Source organism: Aromatoleum tolulyticum, assembly GCF_900156155.1.
Classification (GTDB): domain Bacteria; phylum Pseudomonadota; class Gammaproteobacteria; order Burkholderiales; family Rhodocyclaceae; genus Aromatoleum; species Aromatoleum tolulyticum.
Map to the genome: position 1 here is coordinate 360,705 of NZ_FTMD01000003.1, position 22,029 is coordinate 382,733.

At 67.7% G+C, this 22,029-nt stretch carries 22 protein-coding genes and 1 tRNA gene; 8 read left to right on the top strand and 15 right to left on the bottom strand.

Annotated elements, in window-relative coordinates; translation table 11 throughout:
• Positions 1-5: 5 nt before the first annotated feature.
• The gene (trmD, locus tag BW991_RS06765; RefSeq protein ID WP_076601315.1) at positions 6-794 is read left to right on the top strand and encodes a tRNA (guanosine(37)-N1)-methyltransferase TrmD; all 789 of its coding nucleotides are present in this window, start codon (positions 6-8) and stop codon (positions 792-794) included.
• A gap of 82 nt (positions 795-876) precedes the next feature.
• Positions 877-1,254, top strand: a complete 378-nt coding sequence (gene rplS, locus BW991_RS06770) for a 50S ribosomal protein L19 (RefSeq protein ID WP_076601316.1) — start codon at positions 877-879, stop codon at positions 1,252-1,254.
• 112 nt (positions 1,255-1,366) lie between these two features.
• Here rplS and BW991_RS06775 read toward each other — a convergent pair whose 3' ends face one another.
• The 3 genes from BW991_RS06775 to BW991_RS06785 all read right to left on the bottom strand — a co-directional run bounded on the left by BW991_RS06775 (position 1,367) and on the right by BW991_RS06785 (position 3,143).
• Complete coding sequence (locus tag BW991_RS06775; RefSeq protein WP_076601317.1) at positions 1,367-1,558, bottom strand: NF038104 family lipoprotein; 192 nt, start codon at positions 1,556-1,558, stop codon at positions 1,367-1,369.
• Between the two features lie 213 nt (positions 1,559-1,771).
• Positions 1,772-1,865: transfer RNA gene (locus tag BW991_RS06780), tRNA-Ser, on the bottom strand.
• A 51-nt stretch (positions 1,866-1,916) separates the two neighbouring features.
• On the bottom strand, positions 1,917-3,143 hold the full coding sequence (locus BW991_RS06785; protein WP_076601318.1) for an aspartate kinase: 1,227 nt from the start codon (positions 3,141-3,143) through the stop codon (positions 1,917-1,919).
• A 260-nt stretch (positions 3,144-3,403) separates the two neighbouring features.
• Here BW991_RS06785 and BW991_RS06790 point away from each other — a divergent pair, with 260 nt between their 5' ends.
• A complete protein-coding gene (locus BW991_RS06790) occupies positions 3,404-3,706 on the top strand; it encodes a helix-turn-helix domain-containing protein (RefSeq protein WP_076601319.1) in 303 nt (100 codons plus the stop codon).
• 24 nt (positions 3,707-3,730) lie between these two features.
• Here BW991_RS06790 and BW991_RS06795 read toward each other — a convergent pair whose 3' ends face one another.
• The gene (locus BW991_RS06795) at positions 3,731-4,585 is read right to left on the bottom strand and encodes a radical SAM protein (protein ID WP_076601320.1); all 855 of its coding nucleotides are present in this window, start codon (positions 4,583-4,585) and stop codon (positions 3,731-3,733) included.
• Between the two features lie 106 nt (positions 4,586-4,691).
• Between BW991_RS06795 and queD the strand changes: the two genes are divergently transcribed.
• The gene (gene queD / locus BW991_RS06800) at positions 4,692-5,147 is read left to right on the top strand and encodes a 6-carboxytetrahydropterin synthase QueD (RefSeq protein WP_076601321.1); all 456 of its coding nucleotides are present in this window, start codon (positions 4,692-4,694) and stop codon (positions 5,145-5,147) included.
• Positions 5,148-5,160: 13 nt separating this feature from the next.
• Here queD and BW991_RS06805 read toward each other — a convergent pair whose 3' ends face one another.
• Genes BW991_RS06805 through purN form a run of 5 tightly spaced genes read right to left on the bottom strand, consistent with a single transcriptional unit; the run spans position 5,161 to position 10,202 of the window.
• Positions 5,161-6,483 (bottom strand): mechanosensitive ion channel family protein, encoded by a 1,323-nt coding sequence (locus BW991_RS06805; RefSeq protein WP_084204989.1) that lies wholly within the window; start codon positions 6,481-6,483, stop codon positions 5,161-5,163.
• Entirely contained in the window at positions 6,480-7,070 is a 591-nt protein-coding gene (locus BW991_RS06810; protein WP_076601322.1) for a phospholipase D family nuclease, read from the bottom strand. The genes BW991_RS06805 and BW991_RS06810 overlap by 4 nt, the downstream gene beginning before the upstream one ends.
• Positions 7,057-8,340 carry an RsmB/NOP family class I SAM-dependent RNA methyltransferase gene (locus tag BW991_RS06815; RefSeq protein ID WP_076601323.1) on the bottom strand — a complete coding sequence of 428 codons (1,284 nt, stop codon included), beginning with the start codon at positions 8,338-8,340 and terminating at the stop codon, positions 7,057-7,059. The genes BW991_RS06810 and BW991_RS06815 overlap by 14 nt, the downstream gene beginning before the upstream one ends.
• A 9-nt stretch (positions 8,341-8,349) precedes the next feature.
• Positions 8,350-9,543 (bottom strand): DUF3108 domain-containing protein, encoded by a 1,194-nt coding sequence (locus BW991_RS06820; RefSeq protein WP_076601324.1) that lies wholly within the window; start codon positions 9,541-9,543, stop codon positions 8,350-8,352.
• On the bottom strand, positions 9,522-10,202 hold the full coding sequence (gene purN, locus BW991_RS06825) for a phosphoribosylglycinamide formyltransferase (RefSeq protein ID WP_076601325.1): 681 nt from the start codon (positions 10,200-10,202) through the stop codon (positions 9,522-9,524). Before purN ends, BW991_RS06820 begins: the two co-directional genes overlap by 22 nt.
• A 231-nt stretch (positions 10,203-10,433) precedes the next feature.
• Here purN and mutL point away from each other — a divergent pair, with 231 nt between their 5' ends.
• Together mutL and BW991_RS06835 are read left to right on the top strand one after the other, a co-directional pair.
• Positions 10,434-12,332: a DNA mismatch repair endonuclease MutL gene (gene mutL / locus BW991_RS06830; RefSeq protein ID WP_076601326.1), complete on the top strand. Its 1,899-nt coding sequence runs from the start codon at positions 10,434-10,436 to the stop codon at positions 12,330-12,332.
• 378 nt (positions 12,333-12,710) lie between these two features.
• Entirely contained in the window at positions 12,711-13,673 is a 963-nt protein-coding gene (locus BW991_RS06835) for a hypothetical protein (protein ID WP_244551627.1), read from the top strand.
• Between the two features lie 36 nt (positions 13,674-13,709).
• Here BW991_RS06835 and BW991_RS06840 read toward each other — a convergent pair whose 3' ends face one another.
• The gene (locus tag BW991_RS06840; RefSeq protein WP_076601327.1) at positions 13,710-14,141 is read right to left on the bottom strand and encodes a gamma-glutamylcyclotransferase family protein; all 432 of its coding nucleotides are present in this window, start codon (positions 14,139-14,141) and stop codon (positions 13,710-13,712) included.
• Between the two features lie 143 nt (positions 14,142-14,284).
• Between BW991_RS06840 and BW991_RS06845 the strand changes: the two genes are divergently transcribed.
• Both BW991_RS06845 and BW991_RS06850 read left to right on the top strand, forming a co-directional pair.
• A complete protein-coding gene (locus BW991_RS06845; RefSeq protein WP_076601328.1) occupies positions 14,285-16,258 on the top strand; it encodes a DNA topoisomerase IV subunit B in 1,974 nt (657 codons plus the stop codon).
• A gap of 85 nt (positions 16,259-16,343) precedes the next feature.
• On the top strand, positions 16,344-17,135 hold the full coding sequence (locus BW991_RS06850; RefSeq protein WP_076601329.1) for a TIGR01458 family HAD-type hydrolase: 792 nt from the start codon (positions 16,344-16,346) through the stop codon (positions 17,133-17,135).
• Here BW991_RS06850 and BW991_RS06855 read toward each other — a convergent pair whose 3' ends face one another.
• The 5 genes from BW991_RS06855 to BW991_RS06875 all read right to left on the bottom strand — a co-directional run bounded on the left by BW991_RS06855 (position 17,136) and on the right by BW991_RS06875 (position 21,985).
• Positions 17,136-17,906 (bottom strand): LamB/YcsF family protein, encoded by a 771-nt coding sequence (locus BW991_RS06855; RefSeq protein WP_076601330.1) that lies wholly within the window; start codon positions 17,904-17,906, stop codon positions 17,136-17,138.
• Positions 17,899-18,984, bottom strand: a complete 1,086-nt coding sequence (locus BW991_RS06860; protein ID WP_076601331.1) for a 5-oxoprolinase subunit C family protein — start codon at positions 18,982-18,984, stop codon at positions 17,899-17,901. The genes BW991_RS06855 and BW991_RS06860 overlap by 8 nt, the downstream gene beginning before the upstream one ends.
• Complete coding sequence (gene pxpB / locus BW991_RS06865) at positions 18,981-19,748, bottom strand: 5-oxoprolinase subunit PxpB (protein WP_076601332.1); 768 nt, start codon at positions 19,746-19,748, stop codon at positions 18,981-18,983. Before pxpB ends, BW991_RS06860 begins: the two co-directional genes overlap by 4 nt.
• Positions 19,749-19,861: 113 nt before the next feature.
• Positions 19,862-21,094 carry an MFS transporter gene (locus BW991_RS06870; protein ID WP_076601333.1) on the bottom strand — a complete coding sequence of 411 codons (1,233 nt, stop codon included), beginning with the start codon at positions 21,092-21,094 and terminating at the stop codon, positions 19,862-19,864.
• A 72-nt stretch (positions 21,095-21,166) separates the two neighbouring features.
• The gene (locus BW991_RS06875; RefSeq protein WP_084204990.1) at positions 21,167-21,985 is read right to left on the bottom strand and encodes a putative hydro-lyase; all 819 of its coding nucleotides are present in this window, start codon (positions 21,983-21,985) and stop codon (positions 21,167-21,169) included.
• Between the last annotated feature and the right edge of the window lie 44 nt (positions 21,986-22,029).

Genomic DNA, 22,029 nt, shown 5'->3' on the forward strand with positions numbered 1-22,029 from the left:
AACGGGTGAGCACACCAGTCGCCGCAAGGCGCTTCGACGTGATCACCCTGTTTCCCGAGATGTTCGCGGCGCTGACCGCCAGCGGCATCACGCGGCGTGCACTGGATCGCGGTCTCTACGACATCGCGTTCCACAGCCCGCGGGATTTCGTGGACGATCCGCACCGCACCGTGGACGACCGCCCCTACGGCGGTGGCCCCGGAATGGTAATGATGGCCGAGCCGCTCGAAAAGGCGATCGGCCAGGCGAAGGCGCAGCAGCAGGCGCAGTTCGGCGCCGCGGGACGCGTGATCTACCTGTCGCCGCAAGGCCGGCCGCTGGACCATGCGAAAGTGCTGGAACTGAAGGAGTTGCCCGCGCTGACGCTGCTGTGCGGACGCTACGAAGGCGTCGATCAGCGACTCATCGAGCGCTGCGTAGACGAAGAAATATCGCTCGGTGACTTCGTGCTGTCGGGCGGCGAACTGCCGGCAATGGTGCTGCTCGATGCGATCGTGCGCCAGCTGCCGGGCGCATTGAATGACGCCGTGTCGGCGATCGAGGACTCGTTCGTGGACGGGCTGCTGGACTGCCCGCACTACACGCGGCCCGAGATCTACGAAGGCGAGCCGGTGCCGGCGGTGCTACTCTCCGGCAACCACGCCGCGATCCGTCGCTGGCGACTGAAGCAGGCACTGGGCACGACCTGGCGCCGGCGCCCCGACCTGCTGGAAGGGCGCACGATGACGAAAGAAGAATTGTCACTGCTTGGTGAATTCAGGCAGGAGCAAGCAGGGGCCGAAGGCAGAGCCTGAAGCCCGTATACAAACCGCGCGCATCAGGCATGTCCTGCTCTGCCGCAAGGCCAAGTGCCATTGAATCGACAGGAGTCGCACAATGAACCTGATTCAGCAGCTCGAACAGGAAGAAATCGCCCGCCTGAACAAGACCATCCCCGAGTTCGCCCCCGGCGACACCGTGGTGGTGCAGGTGAAGGTCAAGGAAGGTACGCGCGAACGTCTCCAGGCCTACGAAGGCGTGGTGATCGCCAAGCGCAACCGTGGCCTGAACTCCAACTTCATCGTGCGCAAGATTTCGTCGGGCGAAGGCGTGGAGCGTACGTTCCAGACCTACTCCCCGCTGGTCGACAGCATCGAAGTCAAGCGTCGCGGCGACGTGCGCCGTGCCAAGCTCTACTACCTGCGTGAGCGCTCCGGCAAGTCCGCACGGATCAAGGAAAAGCTCAACTACAAGGGCACCGCGAAGCAGGCCTGATCGCGCGATTCAGCCCGCAGCACATGAAACGGGCCCCGCGGGGCCCGTTTTTTTCATCCTCGACGAGCGCGAGCGCAATGCCGCACGCGCGGGCACCCCGCACCGAACACGATTACTCCTTCTTCGCATCCTCATCGTCATCGTCGTCCGGAATCACCGCATCGACTCCGGCGCCGACAACTTTGGCACCCACCTTGACCGTCGTGGCCACCACCGTCACCGCCGCATCGGCGACAGCAACCACCGCGCACCCGCCGAGCATTGCCGCGCTCGCAACAGCGAGCAGCACACTCCTCAAACTCATTTGCACCGCCCCTTTCCGATAGAGGCCGCGCAACGGTCGCCGCGCGGCACTTCCGCCCCAACGGCGTCATTGCGCAATTATTCCCTCCAGCGGATGCCCCGTGTGTATCGGCTGGTATCGCGAGAGTGCCGACGCAGCCCACCGGCGGTCCGGCCACACAATGCCGCGCACAAGAAAAAAGCCGCCCAAGACGGCGGCTTATTTCTATACGGCTGGCGGAGAGTGAGGGATTCGAACCCTCGATACGAGTTTTAGCCCGTATGCTCCCTTAGCAGGGGAGTGCCTTCGACCTCTCGGCCAACTCTCCAACCTTAGAGCCCATCATCATAGCGATTCCGGGCGTGCCGGTCAAACTTAATTATGCAGCCACATCGAGGCCGAAAGCCTTGTGCAGCACGCGCACGGCGAGCTCGAGGTACTTCTCCTCGATCGCGACCGAGATCTTGATTTCCGACGTCGAGATCATCTGGATGTTGATACCCTCTTCCGCGAGCGTGCGGAACATCTGCGAGGCAACACCGGCGTGCGAGCGCATGCCGACGCCGACGATCGAGACCTTGGCCATGGTCCTGTCGGTGACGATCAAGCGAGCGCCGATGTGCTCCTTGACCGCCTCGAGCACCTTCACCGCCTTGTCGAGTTCGCCGCGAGCGACGGTGAACGAGAAGTCCGTCGTGCCGTCCTTGCTCACGTTCTGGATGATCATGTCGACTTCGATATTGGCATCGGCGACCGGTCCGAGGATCTGGTAGGCGATACCCGGCTTGTCGGGCACGCCGAGCACCGTGAGCTTGGCTTCGTCGCGGTTGAAGGCGATACCGGAGATGACGGGTTGTTCCATGTTCTGTTCTTCCTCAACAGTGATGAGCGTGCCCTCGCCTTCCTCCTGGAAGCTGGACAGGACGCGCAACTTGACCTTGTATTTGCCGGCGAATTCCACCGAGCGGATCTGCAGCACCTTGGAGCCGAGGCTGGCGAGTTCGAGCATCTCCTCGAACGTGATCTTGTCGAGCTTGCGCGCTTCCGGCACGACGCGCGGGTCGGTCGTGTAGACGCCGTCGACGTCGGTGTAGATCTGGCACTCGTCCGCCTTCAGTGCGGCAGCGAGCGCGACGCCGGTGGTGTCGGAACCGCCGCGGCCGAGCGTGGTGATGGCGCCGTGCTCGTCCACCCCCTGGAAGCCGGCGACGACGACGATGTTGCCGTCATCGAGATCCTTCTTGATCGGCGCCTCGTCGATATTCAGGATGCGCGCCTTCGTATGCGCGCTGTCGGTGAGGATGCGCACCTGGCCGCCGGTGTAGCTCTTCGCCTTGACGCCGATGTCCTGCAGCGCCATGCACAGCAGGCCGATCGTAACCTGCTCGCCGGTCGACACGACAACGTCCAGTTCGCGCGGATCGGGAGTACCTGCGACTTCCTTGGCGAGCGCGATCAGGCGGTTGGTCTCGCCGCTCATCGCGGACACCACCACCACCACCTGATGGCCGGCAGACTGGAACTTCGCGACCTTGCGGGCGACGTTCTTGATGCGTTCCGGATTGCCAACGGAGGTGCCGCCGTACTTCTGAACTATCAGTGCCATCGTCGTATCCAAATAACCGTGGATAAAACACGCAATTCTAGCGAAAGCCAGTGGACTTTGCAGATCGACGTAACCGAGGCGGCAAAACCCAATTTGGGCACTTATGGATTGCGGTTAACCCTAGGACTTTTGATTTTCCCATTGTATTTGTCCGGAATAGTAATCTATACTTCGATCACCATATGACTTAAGTCGTATGATCGCCTTCGGGCGCAGCTAATCCTCATAGCACAACCGACTTCACAACAGAGGCCCAAGAGATGAAAAGCACTGACACCATTGACGTTCGCGAGATCCGCCGCAAGCTCGGCCTGAACCAGTCGCAGTTCTGGTCGAAGATCGGCGTTACCCAAAGTGGGGGATCGCGCTACGAGAGCGGCCGCAACATTCCGCGTCCCGTGCAGGCCCTGCTCCGCCTGGTTCACATCGAGCAGATCGACATCAACAAGGTCAAGAAGGAAGACGTCGAGGTCGCCGAGTTCCTGAAGGCATCGAACCCGGACCTGTTCAAGACGCTGAAGAAGGAAGCCCGTGCAAAGCGCAAGGAGCGCACGTCGCGCTAACCCGGGCGGAGTAGTTCATGGCCATCAGGGGCTGACGCGAACCGTCAGCCCCGTTTTTCTTATGCGCTCGGCGATCGCCTCCAGCTCGGCCTCGGTGAGCGGCGACAGGCGCGGCGCCTCGGGCTGCATCGAGGGACGCGCGATACCGTAGAGCAGCACCCCGGCAAGGCGTTCGATGCCGGCTTTTTCCAGCACTGCCACATACGCAGCGATGTCCGCGTCGGACGGCGCCTGCCCGTCCCAGCGGAACATGCAGGTCTGCACCCAGGTCGTGCAGCGCTCGGCGCTCGCCTGCAGGCGGCGCGCGACGGCGTCAGGATCGGGCCCCACGCCGTTGATGCGGCGCATGCCTGCCCGCGTGCCTGCATCGAGCTTGAACCACACTTCCCCGCCCGCTTCACCGAGGCGACGCACGCCTTCGCGCACGCCCGCCTGCCCCATCAGGCTGCCGTTGGTGATGAGGCGCAGTGGCACTTCGGCGCCGAATCCGAAGCGCGTACGCAGGCGAACCGCGATGCCGACCGCATCGGCGAATTCGGCGGCGCTGGTCGGCTCGCCGTTGCCCGAAAAGGCGATGTCACGGACCTGGCGCAGCCCCTCGGGCACGTGCCGCTCGAGGTAGTCGCCATTGACGAGCGCATCGAGGAAGCCGGCGAGTTCGGCCTCGAGTTGGGCGAGGTCGATGCGGGGGGCACTGCCGCGCACGAGACCCGGCACCTGGCAGTAGGCGCAATGCCAGTTGCAGGCGTTGTTGGGATTCAGGTTGATGCCGACCGACACCCCGCCGGCACGGCGCGACAGCACCGGATAGACATAGGTGAGGCCCGCGAGGTCGCGGTCGTGGTTGCGGATCGTGAGTTGCCGGTCGCTGGAAGCCATCGATGAAGGTGCCGCGAATCGCGGTCGGAAGTGGCGGAGGGGGAGGCCCGAAAGGGTCGATCTGGACGGGTGCTATAATCCGCGCCCTGCACTCCCGAGGTCAATCATGCGCATCACCCGCCGCCTGGAATTCGACGCAGGACACCGGATTCCGGACCACGCCAGCCAGTGTCGCCACCTGCACGGCCACCGCTACGCGATCGAGATTACCCTGTCGGGGGGAATCATCGAGGCCGCCGGCCAGCCGGTCAATGGCATGGTGATGGACTTCGGCGAGGTGAAGTCGATCGCCAAGGCGCATGTCGTGGACATCTGGGACCACGCCTTCCTGGTGTTCCGCGGCGATGCGCAAGTCATGCAGTTCCTCGCCTCCATGCCGGGCCACAAGACGGTCGTGCTCGACTGCGTGCCGACCGCCGAAAACCTCGCGCACGAGGCATTCCGCATCCTCGATCCGCGCTACCACGACAGCTACGGCAACCACCTGCGCCTCGAGCGCGTGCGCCTGTACGAGACACCGAACTGCTGGGCCGACGCCGTGCGCGGCGACGCAGGCCTCTGAAACACCGACGCGATCAGTCTGCCGCTGCGGCCTCGGCGACCGCCTGCGCCAGTGCGGCCTCGCTGTGCACCACGCGCACTTCCCGCTGCGGGAAGGGGATCTCGATGCCCTCGGCACGGAAGCGCTTCCACACTTCCAGGTTGATGTGCGAGATCACGCCGAGCGTGCCTTCCTGCGGATCGGCGATCCATACCGCGAGGCGCATGTCGACGCCACTCTCGCCGAAGGCGACGACGAAGGCCTTGGGCTCCGGCTCCGCGATCACGCGTTCATGCGTCTTCGCCGCCTCGACGAGGATCTGCATTGCGCGCTCCAGATCCGTGGCATAGCTCACCTGGATGTTGATCGGCACGACGATGCGCGTGTCGCTGTAGGTTTCGTTCTGCACGACCGAGCCGATCAGGGTCTCGTTCGGCACCAGCGATTCGATGCCGCTCGCCGCGCGCAGGACCGTGTAGCGGGTGTTGATCTGGGTGACGACGCCGCGCTCGGCGCCGACCGAGATCAGGTTGCCGATGCGCAGGGAATGGTCGAGCAGGATGATGAAGCCCGAGACATAGTTCGCCGCGATCTTCTGCAGGCCGAAGCCCAGACCCACACCCAGCGCCCCGCCGAACACCGATAGCGTGGTGAGGTCGATGCCGACCATGGGCAGCGCGATCAGCACTGCGACGACGATCAGGAGCGCCTTCGCGACGCGCATCAGCACGAGGCGCATGCTGTCGTCGAGGCCGGCGGCACCGCTCAGCCGGCGCTCCAGCGCCCCCGCCGCCCACAGCGCGATGAGCAGCGTGAACATCACCATGCCGACGCCCTGCAGCAGCGTCCATAGCGAGAGCTTTTGGCTGCCGACCTTGAACGACACCCCGTCGAGCGCATCGATCACCTCGGGGAGCCAACCGAGGATATGCAGCGCAACCACGGCCCACGCGAGCGATGCGAAGACGCGCTCGAAGTTGCCCAGCCAGCTCGAGTGGCCTATGCCCTGCCGCACCGTGAAAACGACGAAGCGGATCGCGGCGAACGAGGTCAGCAGGGGCACAGCCAGATTGAGCAGGTGCACGCTCTGGTACTTGCCCAGCACCGCACGCGCGGCGAATACGAAGACGAGCGCCGACAACGGGAACAGCACGCGGCGCAGGCCGCTGCGGCCGAAGCGCTGGGCGGCGGTTTCGGCGTCGCCCCGGCGGGCGACACGCTCGAGCATTGCACGTTCGATCAGCCACGCGAGCACGAGACAGCCGACCAGGGCGCCGAGTTGCCACAGGACCGAGGGACTCTGCAGGTCGCTCCAGGTATCCATGAGCATGGCGGCGAAACGAATCTCTTCTTTCACGTTCCGGGTTTCCAGGGCAGACGGGTGATACGGGTTGCGTCGGCGCGGTGGCGGCGCCAGTTGTCCAGGTAGATCTGCGTCAGCGTGCAGTTGTCGCGCAGCACGAGCAGGTTCTCGGCGTTGCGCTTGACGGCCGATTGCGTGAAGTTGAAGGAGCCCGTGACCAGTGTGCAGACGGGGCCTTCGGCGTCGGCGATCATGACCTTGTTGTGGGCCGCGGCAAAGCGCGTCTCGAGCGATACCGGGATGCCGGCCGCGAGCAGCTCGGGCAGCACGTTGCCCTTGCCGCGCTTGTTCATCTTCGCGTCGGCGAGCACTTCGACGCGCACGCCGCGCTGGTGTGCGTCGATGAGCGCGCGCGCGATCGGCTTGCTCGTGAAGGCATAGGCCTGCACGTGCAGCGTCTTGCGCGCGTCGTCGATGACGTCGATCAGCAGCGCCTCGGGGCGGTCGGCAGGGGAAAATGCGACCTCGACCGAACCCCGCGCGGGCAGGCGCTGGCTTGCGGCGGCGCCTGACGGCGCCATGGCGATGAACGCTAGTGCGACGCCTGCGAGCAGTCGCACCGATACATCACGCCCCGGCATCCACGCGCTCCAGCACGGCCGCGAAGAAGCCGTCGGTGTCATGCACGCGCGGCGTCAGGCGCAGGCGCTCGCCGGTGTCGAGCGCGATGCCCTGCTTGCCGAGCACCTCGGCGGCGCTCACCTGGCGGAACTCGGGATGCGCGGCGAGGAAGGCGTCGACGATGCCGTCGTTCTCCTCGGCGAGCAGGCTGCAGGTCGCATACACCAGCCGGCCACCCGGTCTGACGAGGCGCGCAGCGGAGTCGAGGATCGCGCCCTGCTTGGCGACCATCTCGGCAACCGACTCGGGCGTCTGGCGCCACTTCAGGTCGGGGTTGCGGCGCAAGGTGCCCAGCCCGCTGCACGGTGCATCAACCAGCACGCGGTCGGCCTTGCCGGCGAGGCGTTTCACCTTGGCATCGCGCTCGTGCGCGATCAGCACCGGATGCACGTTCGACAGACCGGCGCGGGCGAAGCGCGGCTTGAGCTTGGCGAGGCGCTTCTCCGACACGTCGAACGCATACAGTCGCCCCGTCGAGCGCATCAGCGCACCGAGTTGCAGCGTCTTGCCGCCGGCGCCGGCGCAGAAATCGACGACCAGCTCACCGCGCTTGGGCTGCACGAGGAAGCCGAGCAGCTGGCTGCCCTCGTCCTGCACCTCGAAGGAACCGTCGAGGAACAGCGGATGTTTCTGCAGCGCGGGCTTGCCGGCGAGGCGGATGCCCTGCGGCGAGTACGGGCAGGGGGCGGCGTCGATGCCGTTGACCTTGAGGGCGGCGAGCACGGCCTCGCGGTCGCTCTTCAGCACGTTCACGCGCAGGTCGAGCGGCGCGGGACGGTTGAGACTGTGCGCGAGTTCGAGCAGCGTGGCCTCGTCGTGCGTCGTCAACAGGCGCTCGGCGAGCCAGTCGGGCATGTCGGCGCGTTCGCCGAGCGAGCCTTCTTCGAGGTCCTTCGCCTTGATCCCGGAGATCCAGTCGCGCTCGGTCGCCGACGCGAGACCTTCGAAGTTGCGCATCGGCCAGCCCTCGCCGCGCGCGAGCCACGCCAGCAGCAGCGCGCGCGGACGCGCATCGTCGCCGACCAGGCGGCGCAGCCAGCGCAGGCGCCGCACGATGCCGTACACGGCCTCGGCGATGAAGCCGCGGTCGCGGTGGCCGATCTCGCGGTTCTCGCGGAAGTGCCGCGACAGCACGACGTCGGCCGGATGTTCGAAGGTGAGCACCACGCCGAGGACCTGGGCGGCGTGGATCAGCAGGCCGCGCGAGGCGGCCTCTTCATGTCTTGCCATAGTTGTTCTTCAATTTCCGATGGTTGGATGGGCGAAGGCATTGTCCTCCGCCCGCAATTCGATCATGCCTTCTTCCGCCCGCTCGCCGCCGCTCCCCGCCACGGCGGGTTCGTCGCCGGCCGACCCCGGGGGCGACAGGCGCAGCTCGACGGCCTGCTGGTCGAGCACCTCGCCCTTGTCGTCGACGACGCGGATGCGCACCGGCAGCATGCCGTAGTTGCGTGCGAGCCAGATGTCTATCGTCAGGCTGCCGTTGCGTGCCTCGGCACGCACGCGCACGGTATCCAGCAGCCCGATCGGCAGCGGCAGCTTCTCGGGCCCGACGACCTCGACGGCCGACGGCGTGGCCTCGCGTCCGGTGATAACGTTCAGCTCGGTCGATCCGCTGACCGCGCCGACGATGCCGATCTGGTGCCACAGGCTCAGCAGATCCTGGTCGCCCGGGCGCAGGTCCGCGACACGCTCCTTGGCACCGCGCTTCATCGTCACCTTGCGCGCATCCCAGTCGAACTCGGCGCTGGCGGGCGTCTTGCGCGATTGCTCGACGCTGAAGCGCTCGGGCTTCAGGCCTTCGCGTCCGACGCTGCCCGCACTGCTCTGGGCGTAATGGAAGGAACGGAACATGCCGACGACGCCGGTCGTGCGCACGGCGACCGACATGCGATAGCGTTTGCCGTCGTGCGACCACTCATGCTGCGCCTCGCCGACGGCGAAACCGCCTTCGCCCAGATGCACACGGAAGCGGATGCTGCCGCGCTCGGGCCAGCCGGTGACGTTGAAGCCCTTGAGGTCGGCGGCCGCGACCAACTCCGCGGCTGCGTCGGCGACGGGCGCCGCATCGACGGCCGGCGGCACCTCGTCCGCTGCCTGCACCTCGGCAGCGGCGGGCGCCGCGATGGCGATCTCGCCTGCGTCTCCGGCCGAAGGGGCCGTCAGCGGAACTGCGGGCGGCGCTTCGACCGCGCGCGCGGGACTGGGCTTCGGCTTGGGCCGCGGTTTGGGCTGTTCCCGCACGACGGGCGGCGGGGGCGCCGCGACCGCCGCGAGGTCCACGGCCGGCTTGGGCTCGGCGACCACGAGCGTCGCGTGCAGGACCGGCGGCTCGATGCCGACGTGCGCCGGCCAGCCCGGCAGACTCAGCACGAGCGCGTGCGCGATCACCGAAGCGCCCGTCGCGAGGATCAGGATTGTCGGCTGCCGCACGCTCCGGCCCCGGCGCTGCGATCCAGGGCGGGGATCGTCCACCCGGCCCCATCGACCGCTTCGTCACGCACGCGCACCTGTCCGTGCGCGGTGATCGTCAGCCGGTCCTCGACGAACCAGCGCACCGCCTGCGGGTAGATACGATGCTCCTGCTTGAGCACGCGCGCCGACAGGCTGCCCTCGTCGTCATCGGGCAACACCGGCACGACTGCCTGGATCACGACCGGTCCGCAATCGAGCTCCGGGGTCACGAAATGCACCGTCGCCCCATGCGCCCGCACGCCCGCCTCGATCGCCCGCTGGTGCGTATGCAGCCCGGGGAAGGATGGCAGCAGCGAAGGATGGATATTCATCAGGCGCCCCGCGTAGCGGCGCACGAAGGCGTCGGTGAGCACACGCATGAAGCCGGCGAGCACGACGAGGTCGGCGCCGTGCGTGTCGATGCTCTCGGCGAGCGCGGCGTCGAAGGCTTCGCGCGACGCGAAGGCCTTGTGGTCGACGACGGCGGTCGCGATACCGTGCGCGGCGGCGAATTCGAGCCCCTTCGCGTCGGCGCGGTTGCTGATCACCGCGGCGATGCGCGCGCCCGGAATGCCCGCGTTCACGATGGCTTCCATGTTACTGCCGCGGCCGGAAATGAGGATGACAATGGACTTCATGAAGGTGTTCTTGGTATTCGGTTCGGACGCGAACGCGCGCGTCGGGGGAATCGGACAGGGACCGGCGCGAGATGTTCCGCAGACAATCCGGCACCGGCGCACGGAGGATGGATTTTCGCCAATGATACCGGAAGGGAGCCCCGGCCCCGAAACCCGGCCGGCACGCCAAGGCGACCGGGGCCGGGGCGGACTCCGTATAATTGCGCGTTGCGCCGCCTTTCCCCCGCCCCCATGCCCTCGATCCACCTGCTGTCCGACCTCCTGATCAACCAGATCGCCGCCGGCGAGGTCGTCGAACGGCCGGCCTCGGTGCTCAAGGAGGTGCTGGAGAACGCCGTCGACGCGGGCTCGCGCGCGATCGACGTGCAGCTCGAACAGGGCGGCGTACGGCGCATCCGCGTCGCCGACGACGGCTGCGGCATCGCGAAGGACGAGCTGGCGCTCGCGCTCGAACGCCACGCGACGAGCAAGATCGCGAACCTCGACGATCTCGAGCGCGTCGGCACGATGGGCTTCCGCGGCGAGGCGCTGGCGGCGATCGCGGCGGTCGCGCGCACGACGCTCACCAGCCGCGCCGAAGGCAGCGCGCACGCGTGGCGCATCGACGGCACGGAGCGCAGCGTGGCGCCGGCGGCACTCGGCGCGGGCACCGTCGTCGATGTCGCGGATCTGTATTACAACACCCCGGCGCGGCGCAAGTTCCTGAAGTCGGAATCGACCGAATACGCGCACTGCGACGAGATGTTCCGCCGCGTCGCGCTGGCGCGCCCCGACATCGGCCTGCAGCTCGCGCACAACGGCCGCGTCGTGCATCGCCTGCCCGCCGCGGACCACGCACGGCGCGTCGGCGCGCTGATGGGTGACGATTTCCTCGCGCAGGCGCGCGCCCTGGATGCCGATGCGGGGCCGCTGCGCCTGTCCGGTTTTGCATCACTGCCCGCGTATTCGCGCGCGAGCCGCGACGCGCAGTATTTCTTCGTCAACGGCCGCTTCGTGCGCGACAAGCTGCTCACGCATGCGGTGCGCCAGGCCTACACGGACATCCTGCACGGCAACCGCCATCCGGCCTATGTGCTGTTCCTCGAACTCGACCCGGCGGGCGTGGACGTGAACGTCCATCCGGCCAAGATCGAGGTGCGCTTCCGCGAGGCGCGCGCGATCCACCAGTTCGTGTTCCATGCGCTGACGCGCACGCTCGCGGAGTCGGGCGCCGGTCTCGCGGCCCGCGACGAAGCGGCGGCGGTGACGACGACCGCTAGCGCCGCGTTCACGTCCGAAACGCGCACGCAGGACGAACGCCCACGCCCCTTTGGCGGCTACGGCAACGCGCCGCCGGTGCAGGGGCGGCTGGCGATGGAGTCCGCGAGCCGCAGCTATTTCGATTTCGTCGGCACCGCGCGCGAGCCCGCAGCGGCCGCCAATCTCGCTCCAGCCACGACGCCAACGGCCAGCGCCGCACCACAGGCTTTCCGCCCCACCGCCTTCGCCCCCGCCGCGGGCCGTCCGACCGGCGCGATCGCAACGTCGCTGCCGCAGCACGCCGACGACTCCGCCCCGCTCGGCTACGCGCTCGGCCAGCTCCACGGCATCTACATCCTCGCGCAGAACGCGAAGGGGCTCGTGCTCGTCGACATGCACGCGGCGCACGAGCGCATCCTGTACGAGAAGCTCAAGACCGTCCTCGACGGCACCCCGTCGGTGCAGCGCCTGCTGATCCCGGCGGTATTCTCGGTGAGCGCGAAGGACATGGCCGCAGCCGAGGATTGTGCCGAAGTGCTCGCCGGCATGGGTTTCGAGATCGCGCCCGCCGGTCCGCAGGAACTTGCCGTGCGCGCGGTGCCGGTGCTGCTGGCGAACGCGCCCGTGGCGGAGCTGCTGCGGAAGCTGCTCGAAGAGTTGCGCGAATACCCCGCCTCGGAAGTCGTCACGGCACGCAGGAACGAACTGCTCGCGACGATGGCCTGCCACGGCGCCGTGCGCGCACACCGCAGCCTGACCATTCCCGAGATGAATGCGCTGCTGCGCGACATGGAGGCGACCGAGCGCGCCGACCAGTGCAACCACGGCCGCCCGACCTGGACCCAGCTCACGATGGGCGACCTGGACCGCTTCTTCATGCGTGGCCAGTAGCGGCGTCGAGCTGTCCGGAATCCGCCCCCCAGCCGCCCCGACTATACGAACGACATTTCCCACCGTGCATCGCCGGTCGGCGTCAGCCCCTTCGCCGTACCTGCCCATACCAGCATTTGCTTGCAATTTCGCAGGAGTTGGCGACAGAAAGTGATGGCATGCAGACGGCAGACGGCCTATAAATGTACAAGAGCGCCCAATTGGCGCTCGCGTGTCGCCCTGTCCGCCTCATTCCGCCCGCATGATGCGGGAAATTTGTCGTTCACGCTTTCATCCCATTTTGCGAAGCCCGGACGGAGCGCGCGTTTCCGGGGTTGATCCACGCGAGGACAGCAAGCACATCGACAGCATCGCGCGCGAGGCGGCTCCGAGGGAGAAATGACCATGCGCATGCTATTGATGGTGTTGTGGCTGTTGTTGGCCGGAGTCACTCCGGCGACGGCCTCGGTCCAGGTATCCATCGGCATCAACCTGCCCGTATATCCACAACTCGTGCGGGTGCCCGGTTATCCGGTGTATTACGCGCCGCGGGTGGCCGGGAATTTCTTCTTCTACGACGGCCTGTACTGGGTGTTCTACGGTGAAGACTGGTACGTCAGCTCCTGGTACAACGGTCCGTGGACGCTTGTCGCGCCAATAGCCGTGCCCGTGTTCATCCTGCGCATTCCGGTGCGCTACTACCGCGATCCGCCGATCTATTTCCGCAGCTGGCGCCGCGAGGCTCCGCCGCGCTGGCACGAACACTGGGGCGACGACTGGGCCGAACACCGACGGGACTGGAACCGCTGGGACCGCCGCGCCGCACCGCCGCCGGCGCCGCTCCCGATCTATCAGCGACGATACTCGGGCGACCGGTATCCGCGCGACATCCGCGAACAGCGCGACCTGAGCGGCCAGCATTACCGCTATCGGCCGCGCGACGCCGCAGCGCGCGAGTTCCTGCCCCAGCCGACGCCCCCGAGAACGCGCGGACCCGAGCGCGACGACCGCGAAACCGCGCGCCGCGAGCGCCCTCCTCGCACGATGGAGCAGGATCGGCGGCGTTCGGCGCCCGACGCGGAATCCCGGCAGGGCAGTCCGGTTCAGCGGCGGGCCGAGCCAATGCAGATGGAACCCCGGCAGCGGGAGCCCCGACAGATGGAACCGCGCCGGATGGACCCCGGGCGCGAAGAGCGGATGCGGGAAAGGGAGATGCGTGATCGCCAGACGGGTGGTCCGCGCATGAACGAGCGCCCCCCTCAGGACCGGGGAGGCCGCACGGAGCAGCGGGGACGCAAACAGCCGCCGCAGGAAGAGGAACGCGACCGGCGCGGCAGGGAGGAGCAGCAGAAGGAGCGATAGCGCGCGGCGCCCGTCTCGCGCCCTGCCTGGGGCACCTCACGCCGACTTGTCGCCCGCCCGGTCGTCGAAACCGACATATTGCGCGGTGAAGCTTGCCTTGCCGGCACGCAGGAAACGCTCGAAATCCCATTCCCCATCCACGAGCCGCCCCGCGCACTCCGGCCGGAAGACGTAGGTCCACGCCGTCTCCACCCGCCCGTCCTGAAGCCGCACGACGACCTGCCGGCGCTCGTACTCCTCGCCCTCGAAACGGTCCAGCCGCGGCCACGCGGATGCCGGCAGATCCAGATACAACACCCCCTGCACGCCGGCCCGCGCCGCCGACACCATCCCCGGATAGGCCTGGCCGAGCACCGGCTGTCGCCGATACCCGTCCAGCGAGGCTGCAACGAAGCTGCAGCGCGTGCCACTCACCGCGGCCATGATGTCCTCGCACATCAGCGAACCGTAGGTAAAGCAATGCTGCATGCCCGCGCCCTCGACGACCGCAAAGCCTCATATTAGCGGCCACGGCGATCGCGCGGAGCATCACCTCCGTGCCAGATCGCTGCCCAGCAGGTATCCTTGCACGCCTGCCGGCCTCCGCCGGCCCGCGACACAGCCCAGACACCATGACAGGCAAGCAATACGACGAATCGTCCTTCCGCGTCCTCAAGGGACTCGAACCGGTGCGCGAGCGCCCCGGGATGTACACCCGCACCGACTCGCCGACGCACATCATCCAGGAAGTCATCGACAACTCGGCCGACGAGGCGCTCGGCGGCTTTGCGAAGAAAATCCACGTGACGCTGCACCTCGACGGCTCGGTGAGCGTCGCCGACGACGGTCGCGGCATCCCGGTCGGCCTGCACCCCGAGGAAGGCGTGCCGGTCGTGGTGCTCGCCTACACGCGCCTGCACGCGGGCGGCAAGTTCGACAAGCGCGACGGCAACGGCGCCTACGCGTTCTCCGGGGGCCTGCACGGCGTCGGCGTCGCGGTGACGAACGCGCTCTCCACTCGCGTCGAAGTCGAAGTGAAGCGCGAGGGCAAGATCCACCGCATCGACTTTGCCGAGGGCGGCGAGAACATCGGCGCGATCTCGGTCGTCGGCGAGTGCGGACGCCAGACCGGGACGCGCGTGCGCGCGTGGCCCGACGGCAAGTACTTCGAAAATCCGCGCGTGCCGCAGAACGAGATCGAGCGCCTGCTGCGCTCCAAGGCGGTGCTGCTGTCGGGCGTGTCGGTGCGGCTCGATATCGAGCAGGCGAGCGGTCCGGCGTTGACCAAGACCTGGTCCTATCCGGACGGCCTGGCCGGCTATCTGCGCGAACAGGCGGGCGACCTCGAGCCGGTCGCGCCGCTCTACACCGCCGAAAAGTACGCCGACAAGGACGACGCGACGTTCGCGCCCGGCGAAGGCGCAGCCTGGGCGATCGGCTGGTTCGAACAGTCGGTACCGTCCGAGTCCTTCGTGAACCTGATCCCGACCGTCGCTGGCGGCACGCACGAAAGCGGCCTGCGCGCGGGCGTGTTCGACGCGGTGAAGAGCTTCATCGAGCACCATGCGCTGCTGCCGCGCGGCGTGAAGCTGCAGCAGGATGACGTCGCCGGGCGCATGAGCTTCGTGCTCTCTGCGCGCCTGCTGGACCCGCAGTTCCAGGGCCAGGTGAAGGAGAAGCTCAACTCGCGCGAGGCGGTCAAGCTCGTCTCGTCGATGATCCGCGATCCCTTCGAGATCTGGCTCAACAACCATGTCGAGGCCGGCAAGGCGATCGCCGAGCTGTCGATCAAGCAGGCCCTCGCGCGGCAGAAGAGCGCGCAGAAGGTCGAGAAGAAGAAGACCTCGGGCGTCGCGGTGTTGCCGGGCAAGCTCTCGGACTGCGAATCGGAGGACATCGCCGACAACGAGCTCTTCCTCGTCGAGGGCGACTCCGCAGGCGGCTCGGCGAAGATGGCGCGCAACAAGGAGACGCAGGCGATCCTGCCGCTGCGCGGCAAGGTGCAGAACGCGTGGGAGATCGACCCCGACCGGCTGCTCGCGAACGCCGAGATCCACGACATCGCGGTCGCGCTCGGCGTCGACGCGCATGCCGCGGGCAGCAACCCCGATCTGTCGGGCCTGCGCTACGGCAAGGTCGTCATCATGTCGGACGCGGACGTCGACGGCGCGCACATCCAGACCCTGCTGCTGACGCTGTTCTTCCGCCACTTCCCGGAACTCATCACGCGCGGCCACATCTACGTCGCCCAGCCGCCGCTGTATCGCGTCGACGTCCCGGCGCAGGGCAAGAAGCGCCCGGCGCGCCGCCTCTACGCGCTCGATGACGGCGAACTGGCGGCGATCCGCGACCGCGTCGAGAAGGAAGGCTTCAAGCCGGAGTCGATCGAGGTCGGCCGCTTCAAGGGCCTGGGCGAGATGAACCCCGACCAGCTGCGCGAGACGACGATGGACCCCGCGACCCGGCGCGTGCTGCCGGTGCACGTGCGCCCCGACGCGCTCGACGAGACGCTGCGCATGTTCACGCTGCTGATGGGCAAGGGCGAAGCCTCGGGCCGCCGCGCGTGGATGGAGGAAAAGGGCGATACGGTCGAGGCCGACATCTGAGTCGGAGCCTCGATGGCGGCGCCTTGCTGCGTCGCATCACGGCTCCTATAACGGAAACGCCCGTCCCGTTTTCGAGTAACCCTTCATGGCCGCGAACCCTGCCCCCCTCCTCGTTCGGCGTCCCCGCGCCGTACTGGTGGATCTCGCCGGCGTGCTGCATGTCGGCGAGCAGGCCATCCCCGGCGCGGTGAACGCCCTCGCCCGCCTGCGCGCCGCCGGGATGCCGCTGCGCTTTCTCACCAACACGACGCGCACGCCACGCCGCACGCTGGTCGCGAAGCTGCAGCGAATGGGCTTCGCGATCGCCGAAGACGAGCTCCAGACCGCTCCGCACGCGGCGCAGCAGCTCGTGCGCCAGCGCGGCCTGAAGCCGCTGTATCTCGTCCACCCTGACCTCGCGGCGGAAATCGGCCCGAGCGCCGACGCTCCCGATGCGGTCGTGATGGGCGACATGGGCCCCCATCTCGACTACGCGCAGCTCAATACTGCGTTCCGCCTGCTGATGGCCGGCGGCGCCTTCATCGCGATGGCGAAGAATCGCTACTTCATGGAAGAGGACGGCCTGTCGCTCGACATGGGCGCTTTCGTGAGCGGGCTCGAGTTCAGCAGCGGCGTCAGCGCCGAGATCGTCGGCAAGCCCGCGGCGGGCTTCTTCCACACCGCGCTCGCCGAACTGGGTGTCGCGCCGGCCGACGCGGTGGTGATCGGCGACGATCTGCACGACGACGTCGGCGCGGCGCTCGCGGCGGGCATTCCGGCCATCCTCGTGCGCACCGGCAAGTTCCGCCCCGGCGACGACGACGCCCCGGACGTGCGTCCGACGCTCGTCGCCGACGACTTCGCCGACGCCGTCACGCGTCTGCTCGCGCTCGCTTGATCAGGCGAGTTCGGGGATCGCCACCAGCTCGTAGCCGGCGCGCTGCAGCCCTTCGCGCAGAGCCCGCGCGGTCGCCACCGCATCGGCGTCGTCGCCATGCACACAGATGCTCTGCGCCTTCACGGGCAGGCGCTTGCCATTGATCGAGATCAGCGCGCCGGCTCCGAGCATGTCGAGCACATGGCGCAGGCAGGCCTCGGCGCCGTGGATCATCGCGCCCGGCTGCGAGCGCGGCACCAGGTTACCGTCGTCCAGATAGGCGCGGTCGGCGAAGATCTCCTCGACCACCCGCAGACCCGCCTCGCGCCCCGCGACCGCGAGCTGCGACAGCGCCGGCGCGAGCAGGATCAGGTCCGGGTCGAGCCGATGGATCGCACGCGCGACGGTCGCCGCGAGCTTCGCGTCGGCGCAGGCCATGTTGTTCAGCGCGCCGTGCGGCTTGACGTGGGTCACCGTCGTCCCTTCGGCGCGCGCGAGCGCGGCGAGCGCACCGATCTGGTAGATCAGCATCGCCTCGAGTTCGGTCGCGGGCACGTCCATGCGCCGGCGGCCGAAGCCCTGCAGGTCGGGGAAGCCCGGATGCGCGCCGAGGCTCACGCCGCAGCGCTTCGCGGTTGCGACGGTCTGGCGCATCACGAGCGGATCGCCGGCGTGGAAACCGCAGGCGACGTTGGCCGACTTCACGACCTCCAGCATTGCCGCGTCGTCGCCCATGCGCCAGGCGCCGAAACTTTCGCCGAGGTCGGCGTTGAGGTTGATGCGCTCAGACATGCTGTGCTCCACAGTAATGATTGAAATCGACGCCATGCAGGGCCCATTCGTCGCCGCGCACCACGCCGCAGATGAGGTTCGCGCCGTACAGCGCCGCCTCGTCGATGACGCCGGGCGGGCGAAAGTTCTGGATCGCGCCGACCCAGTCGGCAAGGCGCTGCACTTGCTCGCGCAATGCAGCCGCGGCCTCGGCATGGCTGACCGCGACGAAGCGCAGCTCGTCACCGGGCCGCAGATGCGCGAGACGCGGCAGGTCGGCGCGGATCACGGTCGCAATCTTCGGATAACCGCCCGATGTCTGGCAGTCGGCCATCAGCACGATCGGCTGACCGTTCGCCGGCACCTGGATCGTGCCCGGCGCGACGCCATCCGACACGATCTCGGCGCCCTGCTCGTTGTGCGCGAGCGTATCGCCTTCGAGACGCAATCCCATGCGGTCCATGTCACGCGTCACCGCATAGGGCCGCGTCAGGAAAGTCTCCAGCGCCTGCGGCGTGAAGTGGTCCTCCTGCGGCCCGAGGATCACGCGGATCGGCCCGGTCTCGTGATGCCACGGCGCCTGCGCACGGGATTCGAGCCAAGGATCGCCGCGCACCGCCTCGCATTGCAGGCGGTCGCCGGCCTTCGGCGCCCTGCCCTGCACGCCACCGATCGCCGCGCGCAGATAGGTCGAACGGCTGCCGAGTTGCGCGGGCACCTGCACGCCGCCCGAGAGCGCGACATAGCCGACACCGTGCGACACCCCGCCGATGCGGATGATGTCGCCCGGAAACAGTGTCGCCGTCCGCCACGGCGCCACCTTGAGCAGCTGGCCGCGCGTATTCACGACCTGAGCCCCCATATCGCCGGCGAGACCGATGCGCACGGTGCCGGACAAGGCCTTCAGCGACGGCCCGCTCAACCCCACTTCGAGCACCGCCGCCTCCGACGGGTTGCCGGCGAGCGCGTTGGCCGCGGCCATCAGCACCACATCGAGCGCGCCGGACACGGGCACGCCGATGTTGCGAAAGCCCGTGCGGCCGCGGTCCTGGACGCTGACAGCGAGGCCCGCATCGACTACCTCGACGACCGCGCTCATGTCGCCTCTCCTTCCTTCAGCAGCGAGGACAGATCGAACCGGCCGGCGGCGCATTCCTCGTCGAGCGCTTCGTAGGTGTCGGTGTCGATCGCCTGCCACACGACCTGGTCGCCCGGCGCGAGCAGGGCCGGCCGGCGCGCGTTGGCCGGATCGAAGAGGCGCACCGGGGTGCGCCCGAGGAGCCGCCAGCCGCCCGGGCTCTGCCACGGGTAGGCGGCGCACATGCGGCCGGCGATCGCGATCGAGCGCGACGGCACGACCTTGCGCGGCGTCGCCAGCCGCGGCATGTCGAGCGCTTCGGGCAGGCCGCCGAGGTAGGGGAAGCCGGGCAGGAAACCCAGCATGTAGACGGTGAAGACCGTCTCGGTCATCAGGCGCACGACGTCCTCGCGCCCCATCCCTTTGGCGGCAGCGACCTCGTCGAGATCCGGAGCGCAGCTCGCATCGAAGCACACCGGAATGTGCCAACGGCAACCGGCCGCGGAGAGGCTGCCGCTCTTGCCGGCAAGCTCCGCGAGCAAATCGTGCAGCGCCAGCGCGTCGGCGCGCAGCGGGTCGAAATGCACCGTCACCGAACGGAAGGTCGGCACCCATTCGACGACGCCTTCGAGGCGCCCGTCGCTCGACAGCGCGTCGAGCAGGCTCGAGAAGCCGAGCACGCGGCCGTGGATGGCGGGGTCGATGGCATTGCCGAACTCGACGGTCCAGGCGGCGTCGCCGACGCTCAGCAGACGCGCCGGCGGGTGAGCAAGGTCAGTAGTCATGGCGGGATTATTCCGCTGGAGAGGGCGTGCGCCCAGTGACTTGGATGCGTGGCTGCCCGCGCCGTGCCGTGCAGGACGGCGCGGGAAACCTTGCGGCCGGAGAGACGGCGTGCTCAGTTCTGCAGGACGAGGTCCCGGCCGCGCGTTTCCGGCAGCGGCAGGCAGGCGAGGATCACGAGCACGTAGCCGCCGGCCGCCAGCATGCCGATCACTTCACCGAGCGGCATGCTGGTGCTGAGGTAGCCGACCAGCGCCGGGAAGGTCGCGCCGACCGCGCGCCCGAAGTTGTAGCAGAAGCCCTGGCCCGAGCCGCGCAGCTCGTTCGGGAACAGTTCGGCGAGGAAGGCGCCCATCCCGGAGAAGATGCCCGACAGGAAGAAGCCGAGCGGGAAGCCGAGGAAGAGCATCATCGTGTCGGTGATCGGCAGCAGCGTATAGCTGTAGACCAAGGCGCCGGCACAGGTCGCGAAGAGCATGAAGCAGCGGCGGCGGCCAAGGTGGTCCGACAACCAGGCGCTCGTCAGGTAGCCCACGAAGGAGCCGACGATCAGCACCAGCAGGTAGCCGCTCGTGCCCAGCACCGACAGTCCGCGCTCGACCTTGAGGAAGGTCGGCAGCCAGGTCGTGACCGCATAGTAGGCGCCCATCATGCCGGTCGACAGCAGGCTGGCGAAGATGGTCGTCGGCAGCAGGTGCGGCGAGAAGATCTGCAGGAAGTTGCCGCCACCTTCGGCCTTCACCTTCGCACGGGCGACGTGGAACACTTCCGGGTCGTGGATGTTGCGGCGGATGTAGAAAATCAGCACCGCCGGCAGGATGCCGATCCAGAACAGCACGCGCCATGCCTGCTCGGCAGGCAGCATCGCATACACCGCCCAGAAGGCGATCGCCGCTGCGCCCCAGCCCACGGCCCAGCTGCTCTGCACGAGGCCGACCGCCTTGCCGCGGTTCTTGGCCTGGACCATCTCGGCGATCAGCACCGCGCCGACCGACCATTCGCCGCCGAAACCGAAGCCCTGCATCGCGCGGGTGAAGAACAGCTGCTCGAACGAGTTCGTGAAGCCCGACAGGAAGGTGAATAGCGTGAACCAGATGACGGTCCACTGCAGCACGCGCACGCGCCCGTACTTGTCGGCGAGCACCCCGGCGGCCCAGCCGCCGATCGCGGACGTGATCAGCGCCCCGGTCGCGATATAGCCGGCCTCGACCTTGCTCATCGCCCACGCCGCCATCAACGTCGGGATCAGGAACGTATAGATCATGTAATCGAACGCATCGACGCCGTACCCGGCAAACGCCGCGGTCAGGGTCTTGCGTTCGTTCTGGCTGGTTTCACGAAGCCACATGGTGAGTCTCCTCTTGGTGTTCGACACACGTCCCCCCGGTCTGTGCCGGGGTGCGACGAAAACAGGTTCGGTTCAGGAAAAGGCGAGCTGGTGATTGAGCAGATCGGTGACCAGCATCGCTCCCGGCGCGTGCGTGATGCACAGCTCGGGCCTGGCCTCCATCACCGCGGCCTGGGGTGTGACGCCGCAGGCCCAATAGACGGGCACTTCGCCCGGCAGGATCTCGACCGGGTCGCCAAAATCCGGCTTCGCCAGATCCGCGATGCCGATCTCGGCCGGGTCGCCGAAATGCACCGGCGCGCCATGCACGTTCGGCAGGCGGGACGTGACCTGGATCGCACGGATCGCGTTGGCCGCCGTCATCGGCCGCATCGACACGACGAGCGGACCGTGGAACTTGCCCGCCGGCGTGGTCGGGATGTTCGTGCGGTACATCGCGACATTGCGGCCGTTGGCCACATGACGCAGCGGGATGCCCGCGTCGAGCAGCGCCTGCTCGAAGGAAAACGAGCAGCCGATCACGAAGGTCACGAAGTCCGCCTGCCACAACTCTGCGATCGCCGTCGGCTCGGCGACAAGTTCGCCCTTGCGCCACACGCGGTAACGCGGCACGTCGAAGCGGATGTCGACGTCCGCGCCGAGCGTCGGCAGCAGCGGTTCGCCCGGTTCGGACACCGCCAGCAGCGGACAGGGCTTGGGATTGCGCAGGCAGAAGCGCAGGAAGTCGTCGGCATCGGCCGCGCGCAGGATCACCACGTTGCCCTGCACATGGCCCGGCGCGAGGCCGCTGGTATGCGAAGTCCACTGCCCCGCACGGATCGCCTTGCGCGCCGCGATCCCGGTCGTAAGCTCCGCAGCGGACGCGAACGCGCCGTCTCGATTGTTTTCCACCGAATGTCTCCTCGTCCTTTACCCGACGCTGTGATCGCGTCGTA

Bases quoted from the DNA above. Each gene is read 5' to 3' on its own strand.
- BW991_RS06850 (WP_076601329.1), top strand. From the start codon at position 16,344: ATGGCCGCGAACCCTGCCCCCCTCCTCGTTCGGCGTCCCCGCGCCGTA.
- BW991_RS06855 (WP_076601330.1), bottom strand. From the start codon at position 17,906: ATGTCTGAGCGCATCAACCTCAACGCCGACCTCGGCGAAAGTTTCGGC.
- BW991_RS06815 (WP_076601323.1), bottom strand. From the start codon at position 8,340: ATGGCAAGACATGAAGAGGCCGCCTCGCGCGGCCTGCTGATCCACGCC.
- BW991_RS06785 (WP_076601318.1), bottom strand. From the start codon at position 3,143: ATGGCACTGATAGTTCAGAAGTACGGCGGCACCTCCGTTGGCAATCCG.
- purN (WP_076601325.1), bottom strand. From the start codon at position 10,202: ATGAAGTCCATTGTCATCCTCATTTCCGGCCGCGGCAGTAACATGGAA.
- queD (WP_076601321.1), top strand. From the start codon at position 4,692: ATGCGCATCACCCGCCGCCTGGAATTCGACGCAGGACACCGGATTCCG.
- pxpB (WP_076601332.1), bottom strand. From the start codon at position 19,748: ATGACTACTGACCTTGCTCACCCGCCGGCGCGTCTGCTGAGCGTCGGC.
- BW991_RS06860 (WP_076601331.1), bottom strand. From the start codon at position 18,984: ATGAGCGCGGTCGTCGAGGTAGTCGATGCGGGCCTCGCTGTCAGCGTC.
- rplS (WP_076601316.1), top strand. From the start codon at position 877: ATGAACCTGATTCAGCAGCTCGAACAGGAAGAAATCGCCCGCCTGAAC.
- mutL (WP_076601326.1), top strand. From the start codon at position 10,434: ATGCCCTCGATCCACCTGCTGTCCGACCTCCTGATCAACCAGATCGCC.
- BW991_RS06795 (WP_076601320.1), bottom strand. From the start codon at position 4,585: ATGGCTTCCAGCGACCGGCAACTCACGATCCGCAACCACGACCGCGAC.
- BW991_RS06810 (WP_076601322.1), bottom strand. From the start codon at position 7,070: ATGCCGGGGCGTGATGTATCGGTGCGACTGCTCGCAGGCGTCGCACTA.
- BW991_RS06790 (WP_076601319.1), top strand. From the start codon at position 3,404: ATGAAAAGCACTGACACCATTGACGTTCGCGAGATCCGCCGCAAGCTC.
- BW991_RS06870 (WP_076601333.1), bottom strand. From the start codon at position 21,094: ATGTGGCTTCGTGAAACCAGCCAGAACGAACGCAAGACCCTGACCGCG.
- BW991_RS06775 (WP_076601317.1), bottom strand. From the start codon at position 1,558: ATGAGTTTGAGGAGTGTGCTGCTCGCTGTTGCGAGCGCGGCAATGCTC.
- BW991_RS06845 (WP_076601328.1), top strand. From the start codon at position 14,285: ATGACAGGCAAGCAATACGACGAATCGTCCTTCCGCGTCCTCAAGGGA.
- BW991_RS06840 (WP_076601327.1), bottom strand. From the start codon at position 14,141: ATGCAGCATTGCTTTACCTACGGTTCGCTGATGTGCGAGGACATCATG.
- BW991_RS06835 (WP_244551627.1), top strand. From the start codon at position 12,711: ATGACCATGCGCATGCTATTGATGGTGTTGTGGCTGTTGTTGGCCGGA.